Below are 21,873 nucleotides of genomic sequence, written 5' to 3' on the forward strand. Positions count from 1 at the left end.
GGGTGCGAGCGGCAGCCGCCGCACCGTGAAGGCCGCAGGTTCTCTGCCGGCCTCTCCCCGTGCCGTGTTCCTGGGGAGGGACCTTCACAGTGACCCACGCTTCCAGCGGGTGGAGACGCCGGCGCGCGTCCGGCCGCATCGCCCTTCTGGTCACCTTGGCGATCACCGCCGGGACGGGCGCGATCACCACGGGGACGGCTGTCGCCGACACGTCCGCCGAGACCGTCGTCGTGAGCCCGGGAGCACGTTTCGTGCCCCGCGCCACGAGTGTGCTGAACGCCGGTGAGACCGGCTTCCTGACGGCGCAGGAGGGCGACGACCGCCTGCGCTGGATCGACTACGCCTCCGGTGCGGCCACGGTTCTGCCCGAGCGGCTTCCGAAGCCGCTCGAGTACGACCCCGAGGAAGGCCGCCACCGTGGCGCCTGGCCCGACGGCTACGGCCGCGGGTCCGACACCGTGGCGGTCCATGCGCAGAGCCCGAGCCCGCACGTCACGCTGCGGCAGCGCGCGGGCGAGGGACCGGCCACCACCGTCGCGATCCCGGAGGGGCAGACGTACGTCGGGACGTACGGCACGACCGTCGTCACCCGCACGGGCACCGAGCGCGCCGAGACGAGTCTCCATCTGCTGCGGGCGAAGGGCGGCGGCGTCGAGGACCAGCGGCTGGAGGGCCTTCCCGAAGGGTGGAACCTGACGATCTCCGAGGGCGATTCCCGCTCGGTCGTCGTCCGGGGCATCCTCTGGGAGGACAGCACCATGACGAACGGCTGGTGGCTCGTCGACCTCGCCACCGGGAAGATCGATGTCCTGGACGCGCATGCCGATCAGGTGACCCTCAGCAGGAACACCCTGATGGAGGTGGGCTCGTACGCCGGCAAGGTGTACGACCGCGACGACCTGACGGCCGCGCCCCGGGAGCTGGACCTCAGGGACCTTCCGTACGACACGACGTTCCGGATGCTCGGGAACTCGCTCGTGGGGGTCGGCTCCCTCAACGCCGGGGACAACGAGTACCGCGGGCGGAACCTGCTGCGGTACTCCGGCGACGGCGAGGCGCCCGAGGTACTGCTGGCCGTCGCACACGACAACCTCTCCTGGGCGCCGGACGGCTCCCTCCTGGTCGCCGGAGCCGAGGCCCCGACCGACCGGGGCCCGCTCAAGTGGGGTTACTACCGGTTCACGGAAACAGCCGACGGCACGGTGAAGCGCGAACGCATCGCGGACATCGAGGACATGCCCGCCCAGCCCGCAGGCATCTCCCTCGGCAGCGGCGTCCTCACGACGGCGGACGACTCGAACCTCTTCATGCCGGGCACGTACATCGGCGGCTACCGCAGTACATGGCTCAGCACCTCCGGCCGTCCCGAGGAGATCCGGACGACGGTGGACGGTCTCACCAGCGGGCGGGACGCGGACTGCGGCTGGACGGACGGGGACTACTGCCTCAGGATGTTCGCGAGCGGCGACGGGTTCCACGGTCGCAGGGCAGGCACCGAACAGGGCCAGACCATGCTCTTCCGGAACGGGGCGGCGGACTGGGGGCCGAGACTCACCACCGGCCTGATGACCCCGCAACTCGTCGATCTCTCCGGCCGGTTCGGTGTGGTGAACGAGGCCTCGGGCGGCACCCAGAAGATCAGCGAGTTCCAGGGCGACGATTCCGGCAAGGTGCTGGAGAGCCGGCCGCAGGGCGCGGCGGCACTGTGGGGCAACACCCTGTGGACCGGTCTCCCCGACTCGCCCACGGTGTCCTCGAAGACACTGCCGACGGGCACGGCGGGCGCCTCCTTCACCACGTCCAACAAGTGTGTTCCCACCGAACTGCAGGCCGCGGGGCGCTGGGTGTACTGGGCGTGCCGGGACAACTGGCCCAAGGGCGCGGGCGTCTACGACCGGCAGACCGGGCGTTCCATGACGGCGCCGGACGCCGAGGTCCTCCTCGCCGACGGCTACTTCGTCACGTACACGGAGGCTGCCGGACTCACCCTCTTCGACCTGCACAACGGGCTGCCGGCCGGCGGTACGTACATCGATCTGCCCCAGCGGCCCCTGGTGAGCGCGGCCGAACTGGGCAAGGGCACGGTGCGCCGCTCCGGCTGGACCGTTGACCGCTTCGGCGGACATGTCGCGTACACCGGGGACGACCGGCGGGTCCGCATCGTGCCCACGGGTGTCCCGGCCCCGTCCCTTTCGGTGATCGACGCGAAGGCGCCCGGGGGCTCGCTCGATCTCGGTGCGGCCGATCCGAAGTGGGCGGGTACCTGGTGGCTGTCGAAGCCCGCCGCCTCCTGGCAGTTGACGCTGAAGAACAAGGCGTCCGGAGTCACGGCCCGCACGCTCACCGGTGGTGAGGCGCGGGGGCTGGTGACGGCCGCGTGGGACGGCAAGGACGCGGCCGGGCGACCGGTCGCCAACGGCGCCTACACCTGGACCCTGACCGCGAAGCCCGCCGACGGCCAGGGTGCGGCCTTCACCGGCTCGGGCACCGTGAAGCTCTCCGGCGCAGCCGCCGCGGCACGGGACTTCGTCGGCAACGACGGCTTCGGCGACCTGCTGGCGTTCACGCCGGCCGGGGTGGCCGACTGGCGGGCCGGTACGGGTACGGGGGCCGGCCGGGTCGAGACGAAGGTGTCGGGCTCCGGCTGGACGGGGGCCAACACCGTGACGGCCTCCGTGCCGTTCGAGGACGTCAGCGGCGACCGCTGCAACGACGTGCTGGTGCGGATGAAGTCCGGCGAGCTGCGTACGTACAAGCCCGCCTGCGGCGCCGCGCTGAAGCCCAGCACCCCGTACACGAAGATCGGTACGGGCTGGAACATGTTCAACGCGCTGACCTCGCCCGGCGACATGACCGGCGACGGACGGGCGGACCTGCTGGCGCGTGAGACCTCGACGGGGTCCCTGTATCTCTACAGGAGCAAGGGCAACGGCTTCTTCGAGCCGCGCGTGAAGATCGGTACGGGCTGGCAGAAGTACCTCCTCGCCGGTATGGGCGATCTGAACGGCGACGGCAAGGGCGATCTGCTGGCCCGGGACGGTTCCGGTGTGGTGTGGCGCTACCCCGCCACCGGCAAGGGAACGCTCGGCACCCGGGTCAAGACCGGCTACGGCTGGACCATGTACAACTCGCTGGTCGGTGCCGGGGATCTGAACGGCGACGGCCGGGCGGACCTGCTGGCGCGGGACACGTCCGGAGTGCTGTGGAGCTACCGGGGCGACGGCAAGGGCGGCCTGGCGGCCCGGACGAAGGTCGGGGGCGGCTGGCAGATGTACAACGGGCTCTTCTGATGGCGGCTTGGCTGGTGCATGCGCGTTCCATTCGATCCGTCACCCGGGAGGGGACTTACTTGACCGCGTTCATTCGTGGCCGTGCGGCACTGGTGGGGTCCGTGGTGGGAGCGACCGTTCTCGCGTCGGCCGCCGTACCGGCCGGGGCCGCGCCGGCGCCGGTTCCGGCGACGGTGGCGACCACCGGCGTACACGGCCTCGATTTCGCCGGCGGCCGGCTGATGACCGTGGAGACCGGCGCCTCGGGCGATCAGTGGGTCTACGCGAGGCAGGTCTCCGCCGACGGCACGACCGTGGGCGCGCGCGAGGGCCGGTCGTACGCCGGAACGTTCGCCAATGACGCCCATCTCAGGCGGGTGCCCTGCGACATCGGTGACTGCGTGGAGCTGGTCGGCGCGGGCAACGGGAGCTATGGCGTCGTATTCGTCGACGGCGACGACGCAGGACAGGAGAGCGTGCAGTACTGGACGTCGGGAAGCTCGCACTTCGGGGGCACCCACTACCCGGAGGGCACCGCGAAGATCGTGGATCTGGCCGGCCGTTCATGGGTGGTCGACGGCGGCTCACCGGCCGAACAGCAGGCCGGTGTCCACCCGAGCTACCGGGGCAACGCCGACCCCGTCGTCCGCAAGCCCACCGCCGCCTCCCTCTGGGGCACCACACTCTGGGCGGCGACCTCCGCCACCGGCGCGCTCAGCACCACCGATCTGGCCACGCGGAAGGTCGTCGGGACGCTCGCCACCGGCGCCCCCTGCGTGATCAAGGAGGTGCGCGCGGTCGGACGCTGGGTCTACTGGAACTGCGGGACGTCCGGCGCGGCCGGGGTGTACGACCGTACGGCGAAGAAGTCGTTCACCGTGCCGTCCGGGCCCGCCCTCGTCGGCGACGGGTACCTCGTCAGGCACGACCGGACCGCGGGGAAGCTGCTGCTGAGCGACTTCCACACGGGCAAGGCCGCCGCTCCCCGTGCGGTGGCCGACCTGCCCGCCGGGCAGACCGCCGACCAGCGACGGCTGACCTGGTCGGTGGACAAGTTCGGCGGGGACATTGTCTACGTCGATGCCGCGCAGTCCCTCCACATCGTGCCCAGCGGTGTGCCCGCACAGCCCCTCGCGAAGATCGCTTCCGATATCAGCGTGGACTACATGGACCCCAAGGGTGTGAACGGCCCGGAGGCGTGGCTCAGCACCTGGCAGTTCAACAAGCCCGTCACCTGGACGTACACCGTCAAGGACTGGACCGGCCGTACCGTACGCACGCTCAGGAGCGGCGCCTCCGGCACCGAGGCTGACGTCGCATGGGACGGCCGGACGGACGCGGGCGGATACACGGGCAACGGCCGGCACACCTGGACCCTGAAGGCGGCCTCCGAGGACGGCTCGGGGGCGTACACCACCAGCGGGACCATCGCGATGGACGGCGGCCAGGCCGGCTTCCACGACCAGGGCCGGTACAGCATCGGCGACCTGGTCACCCTCAACTCCTCCGGCGGTCTGACCATCCAGTTCGGGCAGACCCCCGGCACCTTCTCGGGCAAGAAGTCCGGCTCCGGCTGGCCGGCCGGCACGCTCGCCGTCCCGTTCGCGGACACCGGCAGCGACCGCTGCTCCGAACTGCTCGTACGGATGCCGGGCGGCGAGCTGCGCAAGTACAGCGGCCACTGCGGGAATTCGGGGTACACGCCGGGCAGCAGTCACACCACGATCGGTACGGGCTGGCAGCAGTACGACGTGCTGACCTCTCCCGGTGATCTGAACGGGGACGGCCGGCCCGACCTCGTGGCCCGTCACACGTTCACCGGCGACATGTACTTCTACGCGGGCGTGACCGGCGGGAAGTTCGCGCCGAAGGCCAGGATCTTCACCAACTGGAAGGCGTACGCGCAGATCACCGGCGTCGGCGACATCACCGGCGACGGTGTGCCCGATCTGCTCGGGCACGACCGCAGTGGCGGTCTGTGGCGCTACAACGGCCTGGGCAACGGCAGCTTCGCACCGCGCGTGAAGGTGTTCACGGACTGGGGGCGTTCGTACAACTCGATGGTGGGCGTCGGCGATCTGAGCGGTGACGGCAGGAACGACATCGTCGTACGCGACTCGGCGGGCAAGCTGTTCCGCAACAACGGCGACGGCAAGGGGTCGTTCGGGGCCCGGACGCAGATCGCCACCGGGTGGCAGACGTACAAGGGGATCTACTGAGGAAGTGACGGCCGCCTGTGCGGGCGGCAATCGGTGCATGTCGTGCCCCCGGCGAGGGAATCGCTGGGGGCATGACAAACAACTCCCTTGGTGCCCCGTCCGGTTCACCGGACCGGCCCGACCCGTCGGATGCCGTCGGCGCATCGGATCCGCCCGGCGTCCCGTCGGCCCAGCCCCGCGTCCCGGCACCGTCCGCACCGTCGGACGGAGCGATCGGTCCTGACGCCGGTCCCGACGCGGGTCCCGACGCCGGTCCCGCCACCGGTTCCGACGAGGCGCGGCTGGCGGAGCTCGGCTACACGCAGGTCCTCGCCCGCCGGATGTCGGCCTTCTCCAACTACGCGGTCTCGTTCACGATCATCTCGGTGCTCTCCGGCTGCCTGACGCTCTACCTGTTCGGCATGAACACCGGCGGCCCGGTCCTGATCACCTGGGGCTGGGTCGGCGTCGGTCTGATGACGCTGTTCGTCGGTCTGGCGATGGCCGAGATCTGTTCGGCGTACCCGACATCCGCGGGGCTGTACTTCTGGGCCCACCGCCTGGCCCCGCCCCGCTCGGCGGCGGCGTGGGCCTGGTTCACGGGCTGGTTCAACGTGCTCGGGCAGGTCGCCGTGACCGCCGGGATCGACTTCGGGGCGGCGTCGTTCCTGGGGGCGTATCTGAACCTCCAGTTCGACTTCAAGGTCACGCCCGGCCGCACGATCCTCCTCTTCGCCGCGATCCTGCTCCTGCACGGCCTGCTGAACACCTTCGGCGTGCGGATCGTCGCGATCCTCAACGGCGTCAGCGTCTGGTGGCATGTGCTCGGCGTCGCGGTCATCGTCGGCGCGCTGACCTTCGTACCGGACTCCCACCAGTCCACGTCGTTCGTCTTCACGGAGTTCGTGAACCACACGGGCTGGGGGAGCGGCTTCTACGTGGTGATGATCGGGCTGCTGATGGCCCAGTACACCTTCACCGGCTACGACGCCTCCGCCCATATGACGGAGGAGACGCACGACGCGGCGACCGCCGGACCGCGCGGCATCGTCCAGTCCATCTGGACCTCCTGGATCGCCGGCTTCGTCCTCCTCCTCGGCTTCACCTTCGCCATCCAGTCGTACGACGGGGCCCGGGCCTCCAAGACCGGCGCCCCGCCCGCCCAGATCCTCCTCGACGCCCTGGGCGCCACCACGGGCAAACTCCTGCTCCTCGTGGTGATCGGCGCCCAGCTCTTCTGCGGCATGGCGTCCGTGACCGCCAACAGCCGGATGATCTACGCGTTCTCCCGGGACGGCGCCCTCCCGTACTCCCGTGTCTGGCACACGGTCAGCCCCCGCACCCGCACCCCCGTGGCGGCGGTCTGGCTGGCGGCCGGCGGCGCCCTGGTCCTGGGCCTCCCGTACCTGATCAACAACACCGCGTACGCGGCCGTCACCTCCATCGCGGTGATCGGCCTCTACATCGCCTACGTCATCCCCACCCTGCTCCGCCTCCTGCGCGGCGACGACTTCCGGCGCGGCCCCTGGCACCTGGGCCGCTGGTCCCGCCCGATCGGCATCGTGGCGGTGGTCTGGGTGGCGGTCATCACGGTGCTCTTCATGCTGCCCCAGGTCTCGCCCGTCACCTGGGAGACCTTCAACTACGCCCCGATCGCCGTCCTTGCGGTCCTGGGTTTCGCCGCCACCTGGTGGCTGGCCTCGGCCCGCCACTGGTTCCTCAATCCGGATCACAAGCGCACGACCGCCCGCAATACACCTCGCTGAGCGGGCCTCCTCCACCCCGACAGGGCCCGGCAACCGATACCCGATCGGCGGCCGGGCCGCGGCGGGCTATGCTCGGGGGTGATTCGCCGAGGGCCGTTAGCTCAATTGGTCAGAGCAGCGGACTTTTAATCCGTTGGTTGTGGGTTCGAGTCCCACACGGCCTACGCGATGCGGGGAGGGTTAACCCCCTTTGACCTGCAACTTAGCGCCTCGATCGGCTTCGGCCGGTCGGGGCGCTTCGTCGTTTCCGGCCTCTTGCGTGAGCGATGCGTGAGCGATGCGTGAGCGGGCGGTCCGACAGCAGGCGCTCCGGAGGAAGCCCAGGAAGCCTTACGGGCGCACTCGGTACCAGGGCGGCGGCGCTGATCAGGCCGGTGCGGACAGCTTGGGAGTGAGTAGCTCCAGCGCCTCTTCCCAGCGGTACTGGTCCGCCCCGCCGTCGGCCTTCGGCTTGTGGGGCTCGTACGAACCGATCAGGACGCCCATCTCGCGCAGCCGTTCCAGGCTCTGGCTGTATGCGGGATGGGCGGCCTGCGCCGAGTTCAGGTAGGGCATGACGGCAGTGGGGATGCCGAAGCCGTACGCCTCGCACAGGATGCCCAGCGCAAGGGTGTCCGAGATCCCGGCAGCCCATTTGTTGATCGTGTTGAAGGTGGCCGGGGCCACCGCGATGGCGTCGGCGGGCGGCAGCGGGCGTGGGTCGCCGGGCGAGCGCCAGGCGGAGCGGATCGGGTAGCCGGTCTGTGTCTCGACCGCCGCGGCGTCCATGAAGACGAGGGCCTGCGGGGTGGCGACGACACCCACATCCCAGTTCGCCTTCTGGGCCGCGGTGATCAGGATGCCGACGTCGCCGGCGATGCCGGAGGCGCACACGACGACGTACAGGAAGGGCTTCCTGGTCTGACGGTCCGGCTGATCACTCACGCGGGGACTCCCGGTCGACGGCTGAAGCGGTGCGGTTCCGGCAGCGTACGTCGGCGGTCGCGGGCGGCCGTGTCGGCCACCGGCTCACGGACGGCCGGGCGGTGTCCATTGTGAAATCGCAGGTGCGGAAGAGGCTTCGTACACCTGCGACTTGGTCTCGCCCGCTCTGGAGATCAGGCACCGGTTCGGCAGTCCCGCGGGCTGTTCCAGGCGGCAGGGACTGGACCAGGTCCTGATGGGCGGTTCTGGGGAGGATCGGGGCCGCGAGCGCGGTGATGCCGCCGCCGGCGGCCGGATAACTGGCCGCCCCCGTACGGGGTGGTGACGGTGCGGCCGGCCCGTTCGTGTGGGCGGGCCGCACCGGTGCGGCCGGGGCGGAGTCAGTCGACGGGGTGGAGGGGTACGTCGAGGTAGGACTCGGTGCCCTTGGGCGAGGTGATGTCGTAGGTGGACACCGGGGTGGTGGTGTTGGGCGCGGTGAAGAGGGGGTCGTGGGTGTCGATGACCAGCTGGAGCTGGTGGCCCTTGGCCACGACGTAGTCGGCGGGCTGGAGGGGGAAGGTCGCGGTGGTGGCCTTGCCCGCCTGCTCGGAGGTGAAGGTGTAGGGGGCGTGGGTGACGATGTGCGCCCTGCCGGTGGCCGGGTTGTGGTCGAGCAGGTAGGCGACGATCATGGCGTCCGCCTGCTGCGGCTTCACCGTCACCCGCAGTTCCAGATCGCCCCGTACGCGCGCGGCCTTCTCCAGCGGTGCGGTGGCGAAGACCGCCGCGAGGCCCCGGTCGATGTCGGCCGTCTTGTAGACGTGGGGCCGGCCCAGGCGTTCGGCCAGGCCGGTCTGGATGAGCTTCGGGGCGACGACGATGTCGGTGCCCGTGCCGGTGGCCTTCAGCGAACGGGTCCAGCCCGCCGCCGCGGCGCCCTCGGCCAGCTGACCGTCGCTCTGCCCGGAGGCCGCGTCGGCGAGGTGGAACCGCTTCGCCGGGAGGGCGTAGTCGGCCCAGGAGGGGTGGCGGACGTCGGAGAGGGGGTTGAACATGTACTCCGAGCGGACGTCGAACCGTGGAGTCGCCCCGTTGCCGGCGCTGCCACCGAGGTGGTGGTCCATCCAGCGGTAGGCCATGTCCGTGGGCTTGGCGGGCAGGCCGAACAGGCCCGGAAGCTCGGCGTTGCCGTGGTCGCCGACCTGCACGAGGAGCATCTTTGGCCCGGTCAGACGGCTGTGGAAGTCGATGACGGCGGGCACCGAGAAGATGGTCTCGTGCCAGGTGGTGGTCATGAGGATGGGCGTCGTGGCGTCGTTGAACGCCTTGACGTAGGTCTTGGGCGACCGTGCCTCGGCGAACTCCCTGACCTCGTCGTCGATGGTGTTGGCACGGATCTTCTGGATGATCTCGCGGAACTCCTTGGAACACCGGTCCTCGCCGAAGAGAGCGACGAGCGCCTCGAACGCCGCGAGGTGGCGGGTGCCGTTCTCGTACAGGGAGGCGAAGAGGTCGGCCCAGGCGCTGGCGCCCGCGACGGCCTTGATCCGCTGGTCCTTCGCGGCCGCGAGCAGGCTCGTACCGGCGCCGTAGGAGGCGCCGAAGAAGCCGATCCGGTCCGGGTCGACCGCGTCCTGCTGGGTCAGCCAGTTGATCACCTCGGTGGCGTCGGCGACGTCCTGCGGTCCGGCAACGTGGATCTCGCCCGTGGAGCGCGCCAGACCGCGCTGGCTGTAGGCCAGGACCACGTACCCGCCCAGCGCCCAGCGGGCGATCATGCCGAGGTAGGCCCGGTGCCCGATGCTGATCAGCGGGGCGGGCAGGACGACTGTGGGGCAGACCTGTCCGGGGGCGAGGCTCCTCGGGACACTCAGCGACGCGTCCAGGACCGTCCCGTCCGCCATCGTGAGGGAGACCTCCGAGTACTGGCCGGTCTCCGCGTACACCTCGTACTCGTCCGCCAGGCCCCACTGGTCCAGACGGCCGATCCGGCGGGGCGAGGGGTCCAGCAGCGCCTCACGGATCGCGTCGAGCTTCGCGAGGTCGTCGGCGCCGAGTTCGAACGGCGTCTCCGGGGTTCCGTCAACAGACATGGCTGTACCCACCTTTTTTGAAAGGGATGGTGACGAAGTGTCGGACACATGCTGGCATCGCCAAGATCACCCCGGGGAGGCGCTTCACGCCGGCCACTCGAACGGATGAAGGGCGCCGTGCGAGCGACCAGGCGGACAGCAGGCCAGAGCCTGACCCAGAGCAGCCGCGCGCAGCCCCCGGCCCCCGCGACCGGCCGAACCGAAACGCGCCTGGCGAGCTCGTGCACCCGCCTCAACGGGCAGGCGGGCTCAACTCAGCAGTCCGCCAATGGCGTTGGTGAGCGCTTCGCTTCCTTGCCGGGATTTCGTCGTCCTGGGGCAGGGTCAACTGCCACTGGTCCCCGCTGATGTCCGGCATCCTGCGTCCGGCCTTCGCGGCGGCCCACAGCAGGTCGCCGGACTCCACGCCTTCCCGCTCCAGGAAACTCGGCGCCGACCGCGCCAAAAACCGATCGGCTGCTCAGGCCGGTGCGGCCACAGCCACTGGTCAGTAGGGGCGGCGTGTTCTGTCTGTTGGCAGAGGCTGATTCTGTACGTGTGGCCGACGATCAACGGGGGATGCACAGAGTGATCGATTCGGCACTGTGCGGAGTCATCGCTCGAGAGGGTTTTCTATGCGTATCTCCTCCACTGCACGGCGGTTCCTGGTGGCGGGTGCGGGGGTGGCCGCGGCGCTGGCGCTGACGGCCGCGGCGCCGGCGTCCAGTGCGGTCGTCGCCAGCGGGCCCGATGACTGTTACGCGGGGTGGGTGTGTTTCTGGCCGGAGGCCAACTTCGGCGGGACGATGGAGGCGTATCAGAATCCGCAGATCCATTCCTGCGACAGCGTTCCCTCGGGCACCGTGCGGTCGATCGTGAACCGGGACGACCAGGACTGGACCGTCAGCCAGAGCTGGATCTGCAACGGCTACAGCAAGAAGGTCCCCTCCGGCGAAGTCAACGCGGACCTGGGTGACAGCTACGGCTACTGGAAGTAAGTGACGGTCCGCCCCGTCCTGCCCTTTGCGGGGCGGGCGGGGCGGCGCGCGAGGATGCGCCGGCCTGTGCGTTTCGGGCCGTCCCCGTCAACGACGGCCGGAGCCCGGGGTTGCCCGTGTCAGCCCTGTCCCTCCGACGGGGTGATGTTCTGGTTGGCGCGGAAGAGGTTGCCGGGGTCGTAAGCGTGCTTGATCGTCGCGAGGCGGTCGTAGTGGCCGCGGTACGTGGCGCGTACCCGGTCCGGGGTTTCGCCCGCGCCGATGAAGTTGACGTACGCACCGCCCATGGAGTGCGGCCGCAGCTCCTCCCAGTAGTCGACGCACCACTGGCGCACGGTCTCGGCGTTGTCCGGGTCCGGGTCGATGCCCGCGAAGACTCCCGACCAGAGGGCGTCGCGGTAGGCCCAGGCCGTGTCGTCCGGGCCGGGGCGGTGGGCGGCGGCGTCGACCGGGTAGAGGTGCATCGTCGACAGGCCGGTGGGGAGGTTCTCCGCGTAGCGGGCGTGGATGTCGATGGCGTCGTCCGTGATGCGGTCGAAGAAGTTGCCGCGCCAGTACCACTGGAGCCCGCTGGGGAGCAGCTCGTCGAACATGCTCTGGAGCGCGGGGTAGGGCATCGGGGCCGTGAAGTGGAACGCGGGCGGTCCGGCGTCGGTCACGGGCGCGAGCGCGTCGTCGATACGGTCCGGGTCGCCGGTCCAGCACCACACCACGCCGCACATCTTCTGCCCGTGGATCTCCTCCGGGAACGGGGGCCCCGGCGGCACGGTGAGTGCGGCGAAGAAGCCGTTCAGGTCCTCGGGGGCCTGGGGCAGGAAGTCCCGGTACCAGCGCAGCACTTCGGGGATCCGGTCGACCGGCCACACGGTGATTCCGACGCCCACGGTGTCCACGGGGTGCAGCCGGAAGGTGAAGGAGGTGACGATGCCGAAGTTTCCGCCGCCGCCGCGCAACGCCCAGAACAGGTCGGTGTTCTCGGTCTCGCTCGCCTTGACGAACGTGCCGTCGGCCAGCACCACGTCCGCGGCCAGCAGATTGTCCACGGTCAGACCGTACTTACGGGTCAGATGGCCGTGGCCGCCGCCCAGCGTGAGGCCGCCGACGCCCGTGGTCGACATGATGCCGGCGGGGGTGGCGAGGCCGAAGGCGTGCGAGGCGTGGTCGAGGTCGTCGAGCGTGGCGCCGCCGCCGACGGTGGCCGTGCGGGCGACGGGGTCGACGCGCACCCCGTTCATGGGGGAGAGGTCGACGGTGACTCCGCCGTCCACCAGGCAGAGGCCGGCACCGCTGTGCCCGCCGCCGCGGACGGCGAGCACGAGGTCCCGGTCGCGGATGAAGTCCACCGCGGCCATTACGTCCGCCGAGTCCCGGCACCGCACGACGGCGGCCGGGTACCTGTCGATCATGGCGTTGTAGATCGTGCGGGCCTGACCGTACTCCGGGTCATCGGGCCCGATGACCGGACCGCGCAGTGCGGTCGCCATCTCTTGCAGGCTTTCGAGCGTCGTGCCGTCCATGGCCGTCTCCTAGCCGGGCGCGGCCTCGCCCCGCACCGCCCCGACTCCCTGCCGGGCCGTCGGTATGAGCAGTCGTACGCCGGCGGGCCGGCACCTAGGGAACCGCGGGTGAGCACGACACCGCAGGGTGGATGACTGTTGTATCCAGCGTCCCGCCGGGCGGGGGGCCGCGCCAGTCGGCCGGGCCGTGCAGGGAGCGGCATACGGGGTGCGGCATCCGGGGTGCCCCGGCCCCACCGCGGCCGGCGCCGGGGTGGGGCAGTCCGGGGCGGGGGCGCACCGTTGTGCTCCTGGGCTAGCGTTGCCGGTCAACACGGCGTTGAGGGAGCGGTATTGACACGGGTCGCGATAGTCGGTGGCGGGATCGGCGGCCTGGCCGCCGCGCTGTTCCTGGGCCGCCGGGGGCATACGGTCACGGTGCTGGAGAGGGACGGATACCGCCCGGGACACGATCTCGACGGGGACTTCTTCGACTGGCGGCGCCCGGGGGTGCCCCAGGCCGTCCAGCCCCACGGACTTCTCGCACCGGTACGCACCGTGCTGCGCGCGGAGACCCCCGACGTGTACGAGGCGATGCTGCGCATGGGGGCGGGCGAACGCAACGAACTCGAGTGGTTCGCCGAGCCCCCGCCCGCGCGCCCGGGGGACGAGGACCTGGTGACGGTCCAGACGCGGCGCATCGTGCTGGAGGCCGCGCTCCACGACGCCGTCCACCGCGAGCCGGGCGTCGACGTCCGGCTCGGGGAGCCCGCCGAGGGGCTCGTCGTCGACCGGCACGGTGACGTTCCCCGGGTGACAGGGGTGTGCTCCGCCACCGGCAGCCATGACGCCGATCTGGTGCTGGACGCGGGCGGGCGCCGCTCCCCGGTGCCGGACTGGCTGTCCGGGGAGGGCTGCCGCGACGCGGTCGTGGAGAACCACCGCATCGGGATCGCGTACTTCTGCCGCTGGTACCGGCTGCCCCCGGACGGGCCGAGGAATCCGGGGCGGGTCAAGGCCGGATCGGTGGCGGCCTTCGCGGTCGGCGGGGTGTTCCCCTCGGACAACGGCACCTTCGCGGTGTCCCTGACCGTGTCCACCGCCGACCCCACCCGCGGCGCACTCCTGGACCCCGAGGTCTTCGAACGGGTCGCCCGGACGTTTCCCGCGGTGGCCGCATGGCTTCGGCTGCGGCCCGAGCCGGTCTCCGGGGTGCTCGCGATGGGTGGCCTCGACAACCGCTGGACCGGGCTGGTGGACGGGGCCGGGCCCGTGGTCACCGGCCTGGTCGGGGTCGGTGACTCGGTCACGTACACCAATCCCACCATGGGGCAGGGCGTCGCACTGGCCCTGTGGGCCGCGCAGTGGGTGGCCGGCCACGCCCCGGCCGCCGCCGAGGACCCGGTGTCGTTCGCGGCCGGCTACCACCGCTGGGCCGGGCGGACGCTGCGCCCCTGGTTCGACATCCAGGTCGCCATGGACCGGGCCAACGAGGTCCAGCTCAGGAACCCCACGCGGACGTTGTCGCGGCCGCCCACCCGCGAGGCCCGGGAGAAGGCCGCGCTGTCCGCCTGCTCCTGGGACGACCCGGTGGTGATGCGGGCCCGCGCGCGCATCCGCCACCTCGTCGAGAGCCCGGATCAGGCGTACGGCACCGAGGAGGTACGGGCCCGCGTGGCGTGCTGGCTGGCGGAACACCCGGACTTCGCACCGGGGTTCGACGGCCCCGCCCGCGAGGAATGGGAGTCGGCCGTGCGGCCCGCGGGGCAGGCCCTCTGAGGCGTGCCTGGGCTCCGGGGGCCCCTCGCGTACGCCGACGGCGCCGGTGCCCGCCGTGGGAAGGCGGTCACCGGCGCCGTGTGCCCGGGTGCGTTCAGACGAGCAGCTTCGTCTTCGCCCGCTGGTACTCCTCGTCCGAGATCGCGCCCTTGTCCTTGAGCTCGGCGAGCTTCGCCAGGTCGTCGACGTGGCTGCTCTTCGGAGCCCCGTTCGCGTCGGACGTGCCCGCGGCGTCTCTCACGTACGCCTTGAAGGCGGCGTCACGTTCCTTCGCTTCCTTCACATCGCGCGTCCCCATGGACTTGCCGCGTGCGATCACGTAGATCAGGACGCCCACATACGGCAGCACCAGAGCCAGGATCAGCCAGCCCGCCTTTGCCCAGCCGCCGAGGTCGTCACTGCGGAAGATGTCCATGATGACCCGGAAGAGAAGGAAGAGCCACATGATCCAGAGGAAGAACCAGAGCATGGTCCAGAACAGGTTGAGCAGGGGATAGTCGTCCATCGTCCACTCCTGGCGCCGCGTCGAATGGCTAATCTGAAATCAGTCATATCACCGCATTTACGCCTGCGCCCGCTGGTGCTCCCGGCGTTCGGCCGGGAGGGGGAAGGGGGCGCGGTGTGGGGCTACTTCTCCGGTGCGGTGGTGGGGGCCGGGGAAGTGTCCGGGGTGGCCTCGGACGGCTCCGAGGTCGCGGGTGCGGGGGCCGGTTCTGCGGTGCGTGCGGCCGCGGACAGCTTCCTGCTCTGCGCCAGGATTCCGATGAAGCCTGCGAGGAAGCCGCTGACCAGGCCCGATATCGCGTGATTGATCGCGTTGGCCGATTCGCTGTCCGGCATGCCGATGGCCGCGAAATTGACCACCGCGCTCATCACCGCCCCGAACACGCCGCCGATGACACCGCTGATGACGGCGCCACGCAGCGGAGAGGGCGCAGTGGCCGCCGGGACGGAAGAGGCGTCAGTGGCGGGGGTGGGGGCAGGGGCGGGGGCAGGGGTGAGCGGTGCGGTCATCGTCGAGGACCCTCCAGACAGGCTGCGATGCGAGACCGGGAGCGGCTCACGGACACGGCGACATGCGCGGTTCGAGGCCTGCTCGCACGGGCAGCCCACCGGTCCGGGGGATGCAGCAGATACCTTGCGGCAGAACACGTGCCCCTTGCAACACCTTCTCATTTTCTGCACTTTGCCCTCCTCGGCCGACGGGTCGAGGGCGGGAATGGGGTGCGGGTGAGGGTCCCGACGCCCGCCCCTTGGCTGGCCGGTGACGCGGTAAGAGGGGTGTGGGCAGGGGGCATTCAGGGTGAAGTATGGGTATTTCCCTTGAGGGTCGCGGAGTTGGTGCGGTTGGCCGCGCTGCTGCCGCGGTGGGGTGGGGGTGGCCGGGTGCGGCTCGCGGGGGTGCGGTGGCGGGGTGGGGGCGGCCGGGTGCCGCTCGCGGGCGTGCCGGTCGTGGGGTGGTCATCCGTACGTCGAACATGCCGTAGAGTTGTGTTTACCGACGCGGGGTGGAGCAGCTCGGTAGCTCGCTGGGCTCATAACCCAGAGGTCGCAGGTTCAAATCCTGTCCCCGCTACTGAAGAATCAGGCCTGGCATGCATACAGCGTGCCGGGCCTGATTCGTTTGTGTCGGCCGAAGGCCGTCGGCCCGGCGGCCGGTGGGGCCCGCGTCGCGGAGATACCTCTATTGGCCGACGAGGAGTCGCCCCGAGACCGTGCTCCGGGAAGGCTTGGAGTGGTGCGCGGTACCGTCCGCGGCCGTGGGTGCACCGGGCAGGAGACCACAGGTGGGGAAGCGGGACAGACGGCGGGGGAGGCATGCCGGGGGCGCACGGGCGCGCCGGTTCGTCCGGGCCCTTCCCGCTCTGATGATCATCGGGGGGATGCTGCTCGACTTCTTCAGCCCACCCGCGTTCACCGCCATCCCGCTGTTCGCGGCCGCCCCGCTGATCGCCGCGCCGTTCTTCTCCCGGGCCAGCACCATCCGGACCGGCATCGCGGCACTGCTGGCCGTCGTCGCGCTGCGGCTCTACAGCGGCACCCTGATCCAGGTCGTGCCATCCATCGAACTGCTCACCGTCCTCACCGTCTCCATCCTCGCCGTCGTGATCAACGGGGTCGTGCGGCGCAGCAACGAGCAACTGGCCTCGGCCCGGGTCATCGCGGAGACCGCCATGCGGGCGGTGCTGCCGACGCCGTCCGACCGGATCGGCGGGCTGCACGTGGCCGCGCGGTACGAGGCGGCGCAGGCGGACGAGTTCATCGGCGGCGACCTGTTCTCGGTCACGGACACCCCGCAGGGCGTGCGGCTGGTGGTCGGGGACGTGCGCGGCAAGGGGCTGGACGCCGTGGAGGCGGTGGCGGTGATCATCGGGGCGTTCCGGGAGGCGGCCGAGCAGGAGGAGTCGCTGGAGGGTGTCGCGCGGCGACTGGAGCGTGCGCTGGCGCGCGAGGCGAGCTCGCGCGGCGGCCTCGACGCGGTCGAGGGGTTCGTCACCGCCGCGCTCGCGGAGATCCCGCCGGGCGCCTCCCTGGTACGGATCGTCAACCGCGGCCACCCGGACCCGCTGCTGCTGCACTCGGACGGGACGCTGGAGGTCCTGGCGCCCTCGCTGCCCGCGCTGCCCCTGGGGATGGACCTGGGTGTGTGGCCGGACCGGGCGGACGAGTGGGCGCTGCCGGCCGGGGCGACGCTCCTCCTCTATACGGACGGCCTCTCCGAGGCGCGTAATCCCGACGGAGTCTTCTACGACCCCGCCGAGCGGTTGCGCGGCCGGCTCTTCCCGGGGCCCGAGGAGCTGCTGTCCGCGCTGACGGACGACGTGCGGCTGCACACGGGGGGCGAGACGACCGACGACATGGCGCTGCTCGCGGTCGTGCGGCCGGCGCAGGGCCAGCCCGACCGGCGCAGGACCGTGAAGATCGTGGGTCTGGGGGGCGGCGGATGAGGCGGGGTGCGGTGGGGGTGCCGCGAGGGGCGGGCCGGGTCCGATGCCACCGTCCGTGACCGAAGGACGCCACTCCGCATAACATTTGACGCAACGTCAGAATTCGATGGCGCCTCAAGGTGTAAGCGACTCGCCCGATTCCACCCGGTTGTGTCCCGTAAAGTCCAGGCCAAAGACGTGAACGATCAGTGGGAACGGCTTGGAATCGGACCCGTGTGTCTATTAACGTTCGATAACGCAGCGCGGTCCCAGTCGCCGTCAGAGGTGGCACCGTGCGCGAGCGCCGAATTCCGCAAGGGAACCGGGGAACCACCTACATGGGGTGAATCGGGCATCTTTGTCTCGTTGAGAGACGGAGGAGCCCGTAGGAGACCTTCCTGCTCCGAACCCGTCAGCTAACCCGGTAGGCGAGAAGGAAGGAAAGGAGTGCGCCCGCGTGGCGTCCAACAAGCCTGCCCCCGAATCCCCCTCCCGGTTCGTGCCCGAGTACGGCAGTGACTTCGTGTCCGGACCCGGTACCGCGTTCACCACGGATTACGGGACCGCCTACGGAACCGACCGGGGCGGCGAGTTCGGCAACGGCTTCCGTGCCGACGAGGCCGAGCCCGACAAGGCCTGGGAGGAATGGAATCCCACCGAGGAGTCCGTCCGCCCCGTGCGCGGCAAGCACCGCGTCGCCAAGCAGCGCAATGGTCTGGCCCGCAGCTCCACCGTCCTCGGCGTCGGTGTCATCGCGGCCGTCGGTGCGGGAGGCATGGCCACCGCGCAGAGCAAGCCGCCGGTCTCCATCTCCCTTCCCGATTCCATCTCGGACAACCTCCCCGACGCCAAGTCGCTGCCCGGCGTGGGCGCGCTGTTCTCGCAGGCGCCCGAGTCGGAGGCCCAGCAGGCCGAGGCCGAACTCGCTGCCGCCCCGCTGACGACCGCCGGCATCACCACCGCCGAGGCCGAGCGGGGCACCACGGACGCCGGTGAGGCGCTCCGCGCCCGCATCCTCCAGCAGGCCGAGCAGCAGCAGGGCGCCGCCGACGCCGAGGCCAAGGCGGCCGAGGAGAAGGCCGCCGCCGAGAAGGCGGCCGCCGAGGCGAAGAAGCAGCAGGACGCCGCCGAGGCCAAGATCGCCGCCGAGAAGAAGAAGGCGGAGGAGGAGGCGAAGAAGAAGGCGGAGGCCCTGCGGCTCGCCAAACTCGCCGCCAGTTACGCCATCCCCACCTCCTCGTACACGATCACCTCGACCTTCGGCGAAGCCGGTTCGATGTGGTCCTCCGGCTACCACACGGGCCTCGACTTCGCGGCGCCGACCGGTACGCCGATCAAGGCGATCCACAGCGGCACGATCAAGTCGGCCGGTTACTCCGGTTCCTACGGCTACCGCACGGTCCTGGAGCTGGAGGACGGCACCGAGCTGTGGTTCTGCCACCAGTCCTCCATGGATGTCACCGTCGGCCAGAAGGTCACGACCGGCGACACCATCGGACGCGTCGGCGCCACCGGCAACGTGACCGGACCGCACCTGCACCTCGAGGTCCACACCCCGGACGGCACCGGAATCGACCCGATGACCTGGCTGCGCGCCCGGGGTCTGACGGTCTGAGACCCGTCTCCCCGGTTCGCCTCCCCGGCCGGCCCACGGGCCACCGAAATCCCCGGCAGTCCTGACGCTCACCCCCCGACGTCAGGGCTGCCGGTCTGTTCCCGCGGACCCGCGCCGGCGGGTTGGTTGTATGCGGCATGGAATAGCGGGGCCGGTGGAGCGGGTTGTTCCACTCATGACTTCCCTCCCCCTTCGCAAGCTCGGCCCCTCCGGCCTCCAGGTCTTCCCGCTCGCCCTCGGCGGCAACGTCTTCGGCTGGACCGCGGACGAGGCGCAGTCCTTCGCCGTGCTCGACGCGTACGCGGCGGCCGGCGGCAACTTCATCGACACCGCCGACTCCTACTCGGCCTGGGTGACCGGCAACGAGGGCGGCGAGTCGGAGACCATCATCGGCAAGTGGCTCGCCGCGCGGGGCAACCGTTCCGACGTGGTCGTGGCCACCAAGGTCGGTGCCCACCCCGCGTACAAGGGGCTCTCCGCGACCACCATCAAGGCCGCCGCCGAGGAGTCGCTGCGCCGGCTCGGCACCGACCACATCGATCTGTACTACACGCACTTCGACGACGAGACGGTCCCGGTCGAGGAGATCATCACCGCGCTCGACCAGCTGGTGAAGGACGGCAAGGTCCGCGAGATCGCCGCCTCCAACATCAGCCCGGAGCGGCTCCGTGCCTCGCTGGACTTCTCGGAGAGCGAGGGCCTGGCCCGCTACGTGGCTCTTCAGCCGCACTACAACCTCGTCTCCCGGGACACCTACGAGGGCGAGCTCCAGGACACCGCCGCCGGCGCCGGGCTCGCCGCCGTTCCGTACTTCGCACTGGCCTCGGGCTTCCTCACCGGCAAGTACCGCCCGGGTACGGCCGTGGAGAGCGCACGCGCCGGGAACGCGGGCAAGCACCTGGAGTCGGCGCGCGGACGGAAGGTCCTCGCCGCGCTCGACAAGGTGGCGCAGGAGCGGGACGCCGAGATCGCGACCGTGGCGCTGGCGTGGCTGGCGTCCCGTCCGACGGTCGCCGCACCGCTCGCCTCGGCCCGTACGGTCGAGCAGCTTCCGGCACTGCTGGCGGTCGCCGATCTGCGGCTGACGGACCAGGAGCTGACCGAGCTCACCGAGGCCTCCGCCGCGGAGCTCGCCGAGGTCTCCGCCTAGGGCTGCGGCGGGGGGTCGTAGGGGGAGCGGCCGTAGGCCGGGCCGGTGTACGGGGGGCTGTTGTACGGCGGGCCGGCGTACGGCGACGGGCTGTACGGGGGCGCTCCGTAGGGCTGTTGGCCGTACGGAGACGCCGGTTGCGGGTACGGGGCGTGGCCGCCGAAGGTCTGGTACGCCCCGTACCCCTGGTACGGGCGGGGCGGCTGGTGCACGGGGCGGCGCAGGCGGCCCGTGGCCTGCGCCGCGTACGCCAGGGCGGGACCGGCCACCTCCCTGCGCTGCCAGAGATGGTGCAGCAGCTCCAGCTCGCGCGCGGCGAAATCAGGGCCCGCCGTGCCGTGGCGGGCCTGCCGGCGCAGAAACGCCAGCGAGGTCGCGAACGACTCGTACTCGGCGACGGTACGGGCCGCGGCCCTGCCGTGCGCCCTGGCCAGCTTCGCGGCCCCGACCGGGTTGTACGAGGGGGCGTGCGCCGGGTTGTACGCGTGGCCGTAGGGGCTGCCGGTCGCCGCTGCCGTGTGCCGTTGGCGGGCCGCGTCCCTGGCCATGCCGCGGGCCCGCATCGAAGCGAGGGCGAAGGGTTCGGCGGGGGAGAGCCAGCCGGCGGCCGCGTACGCCGGCAGCTCGATGGCGAGGGTGCGCAGTCCGCGCTGACGCGACCAGATCGCCAGCCAGGTCACCAGGCCGAAGGCCGGGACCATGAACAGCCCGTAGACGATGTAGAAACCGTACGGACCGAAGGTCGACGACCCGTTCCACAGGGCGTGCATGCCCATCGCGAGGAGCAGGCCCAGCAGCGGGAACACGATGCGCCGGACCCGCTGGTGGCGCGCGCTGCTCGCGGCCAGACCGACGCCGATGCCGGTCATCACGGTGAAGAGCGGGTGCGCGAACGGCGACATGACCGCCCGTACGAAGAACGTCGCCACGGTCACCGACGCGAAGCCCGAGCCCGTCTGCTGGTCCTCGCCGAAGGCGTTGCCCAGGTAGAGGATGTTCTCGGTGAAGGCGAAGCCCGTCGCGGCGAAACCGGCGACGACCACGCCGTCGACGATCCCGTTGAAGTCCCGTCTCCGGAACAGGAAGAGCAGCAGTACGGCCGCGGCCTTGGCGCTCTCCTCGACGACGGGCGCTATGACCGTCGCTCCCAGGGTGTCCGCACTGCCCGGGTCGGCGGTGGCCGAGGCGATCCACTGGGTCGCGAAGGAATTCGCGAGGATCGCGACCAGGGCGGCCGCGCAGGCACCCCAGGCGAAGGCGAACAGCATGGTGCGCCACGGGCCCGGTTCGACCCGGTCGAGCCAGCGGAAGGCCGTCATCAGCACCGGGACGGGCAGGACGGCCAGGCCGAGCCCGACGAGGAACCCCTGGGTCCCGGTCTGGTCGCGGACCAGGGCCAGGATCACCAGCCCGCAGAGCGCCAGCACGGTGAAGACGGCGACGACCCGCAGCGTCCTGCTCCGCCACAGCATGCCGACGCGGCGCGGCCGGTAACGCCACTGGCCGCGTTCCGGCACGGCGGCCAGGATCTCGCCGACCCGCTGCTCCTCGAGCACCGGGACGGCAGGCTGCGACTGCCATTGCTGCTGAACAGACCCGTCGGACACCCCACGACCCTAACGAGCAGGACCGACAACGGCCATGGCGCAGGGTGTCCGCCGTGGGTTCGCGGGCGGCTCCGTGCGGCGGTCCGGGGG

14 protein-coding genes, 2 tRNA genes and 1 riboswitch are annotated in these 21,873 nt (G+C 70.9%); of the genes, 10 read left to right on the forward strand and 6 right to left on the reverse strand.

What is annotated here, in order from left to right; all coding sequences use genetic code 11:
* Positions 1-89 precede the first annotated feature (89 nt).
* From OG782_RS19590 to OG782_RS19605, 4 genes are all read left to right on the forward strand, one after another.
* Positions 90-3,290 carry an FG-GAP-like repeat-containing protein gene (locus tag OG782_RS19590; protein ID WP_406452697.1) on the forward strand — a complete coding sequence of 1,067 codons (3,201 nt, stop codon included), beginning with the start codon at positions 90-92 and terminating at the stop codon, positions 3,288-3,290.
* A gap of 59 nt (positions 3,291-3,349) precedes the next feature.
* The gene (locus OG782_RS19595; protein ID WP_406452699.1) at positions 3,350-5,488 is read left to right on the forward strand and encodes an FG-GAP repeat domain-containing protein; all 2,139 of its coding nucleotides are present in this window, start codon (positions 3,350-3,352) and stop codon (positions 5,486-5,488) included.
* Positions 5,489-5,559: 71 nt separating this feature from the next.
* Positions 5,560-7,233 (forward strand): amino acid permease, encoded by a 1,674-nt coding sequence (locus OG782_RS19600; protein ID WP_406452701.1) that lies wholly within the window; start codon positions 5,560-5,562, stop codon positions 7,231-7,233.
* 90 nt (positions 7,234-7,323) lie between these two features.
* Positions 7,324-7,397 (forward strand) — tRNA-Lys (locus OG782_RS19605).
* Positions 7,398-7,599: 202 nt separating this feature from the next.
* Here the strand turns inward: OG782_RS19605 and OG782_RS19610 are convergent.
* A complete protein-coding gene (locus OG782_RS19610; RefSeq protein ID WP_406452703.1) occupies positions 7,600-8,157 on the reverse strand; it encodes a flavoprotein in 558 nt (185 codons plus the stop codon).
* Between the two features lie 380 nt (positions 8,158-8,537).
* Positions 8,538-10,232 carry an alpha/beta fold hydrolase gene (locus tag OG782_RS19615; RefSeq protein WP_406452705.1) on the reverse strand — a complete coding sequence of 565 codons (1,695 nt, stop codon included), beginning with the start codon at positions 10,230-10,232 and terminating at the stop codon, positions 8,538-8,540.
* Positions 10,233-10,846: 614 nt separating this feature from the next.
* Between OG782_RS19615 and OG782_RS19620 the strand changes: the two genes are divergently transcribed.
* Complete coding sequence (locus OG782_RS19620) at positions 10,847-11,209, forward strand: peptidase inhibitor family I36 protein (RefSeq protein ID WP_406452707.1); 363 nt, start codon at positions 10,847-10,849, stop codon at positions 11,207-11,209.
* A gap of 119 nt (positions 11,210-11,328) precedes the next feature.
* On the opposite strand, the gene OG782_RS19625 is transcribed toward OG782_RS19620, so the two are convergent.
* The gene (locus OG782_RS19625; RefSeq protein WP_406452709.1) at positions 11,329-12,726 is read right to left on the reverse strand and encodes an FAD-binding oxidoreductase; all 1,398 of its coding nucleotides are present in this window, start codon (positions 12,724-12,726) and stop codon (positions 11,329-11,331) included.
* Positions 12,727-13,059: 333 nt separating this feature from the next.
* On the opposite strand from OG782_RS19625, the gene OG782_RS19630 reads away from it, so the two are divergent.
* A complete protein-coding gene (locus OG782_RS19630) occupies positions 13,060-14,484 on the forward strand; it encodes an NAD(P)/FAD-dependent oxidoreductase (protein ID WP_406452711.1) in 1,425 nt (474 codons plus the stop codon).
* Between the two features lie 94 nt (positions 14,485-14,578).
* Here the strand turns inward: OG782_RS19630 and OG782_RS19635 are convergent, their stop codons facing one another.
* Positions 14,579-14,989, reverse strand: coding sequence for an SHOCT domain-containing protein (locus OG782_RS19635; protein ID WP_406452713.1), 411 nt, complete (start codon positions 14,987-14,989; stop codon positions 14,579-14,581).
* Positions 14,990-15,111: 122 nt separating this feature from the next.
* A complete protein-coding gene (locus tag OG782_RS19640; protein WP_406452715.1) occupies positions 15,112-15,498 on the reverse strand; it encodes a hypothetical protein in 387 nt (128 codons plus the stop codon).
* A gap of 488 nt (positions 15,499-15,986) precedes the next feature.
* Here OG782_RS19640 and OG782_RS19645 point away from each other — a divergent pair.
* The 4 genes from OG782_RS19645 (at position 15,987) to OG782_RS19660 (ending at position 20,176) form a co-directional block, all read left to right on the forward strand.
* Positions 15,987-16,060, forward strand: a tRNA-Met gene (locus tag OG782_RS19645).
* Positions 16,061-16,271: 211 nt separating this feature from the next.
* Positions 16,272-17,432 carry a PP2C family protein-serine/threonine phosphatase gene (locus tag OG782_RS19650; RefSeq protein WP_406452717.1) on the forward strand — a complete coding sequence of 387 codons (1,161 nt, stop codon included), beginning with the start codon at positions 16,272-16,274 and terminating at the stop codon, positions 17,430-17,432.
* A 271-nt stretch (positions 17,433-17,703) separates the two neighbouring features.
* Positions 17,704-17,857: riboswitch (cyclic di-AMP (ydaO/yuaA leader) on the forward strand.
* A gap of 11 nt (positions 17,858-17,868) precedes the next feature.
* Positions 17,869-19,026 (forward strand): M23 family metallopeptidase, encoded by a 1,158-nt coding sequence (locus OG782_RS19655; protein WP_406452719.1) that lies wholly within the window; start codon positions 17,869-17,871, stop codon positions 19,024-19,026.
* Positions 19,027-19,201: 175 nt separating this feature from the next.
* On the forward strand, positions 19,202-20,176 hold the full coding sequence (locus OG782_RS19660) for an aldo/keto reductase (protein WP_406452721.1): 975 nt from the start codon (positions 19,202-19,204) through the stop codon (positions 20,174-20,176).
* Here the strand turns inward: OG782_RS19660 and OG782_RS19665 are convergent.
* Entirely contained in the window at positions 20,173-21,783 is a 1,611-nt protein-coding gene (locus tag OG782_RS19665; RefSeq protein WP_406452723.1) for a PrsW family glutamic-type intramembrane protease, read from the reverse strand. The two genes, OG782_RS19660 and OG782_RS19665, sit on opposite strands and share 4 nt — an antisense overlap.
* Between the last annotated feature and the right edge of the window lie 90 nt (positions 21,784-21,873).

The sequence above is a fragment of the Streptomyces sp. NBC_00876 genome, assembly GCF_045207435.1.
GTDB lineage: Bacteria > Actinomycetota > Actinomycetes > Streptomycetales > Streptomycetaceae > Streptomyces.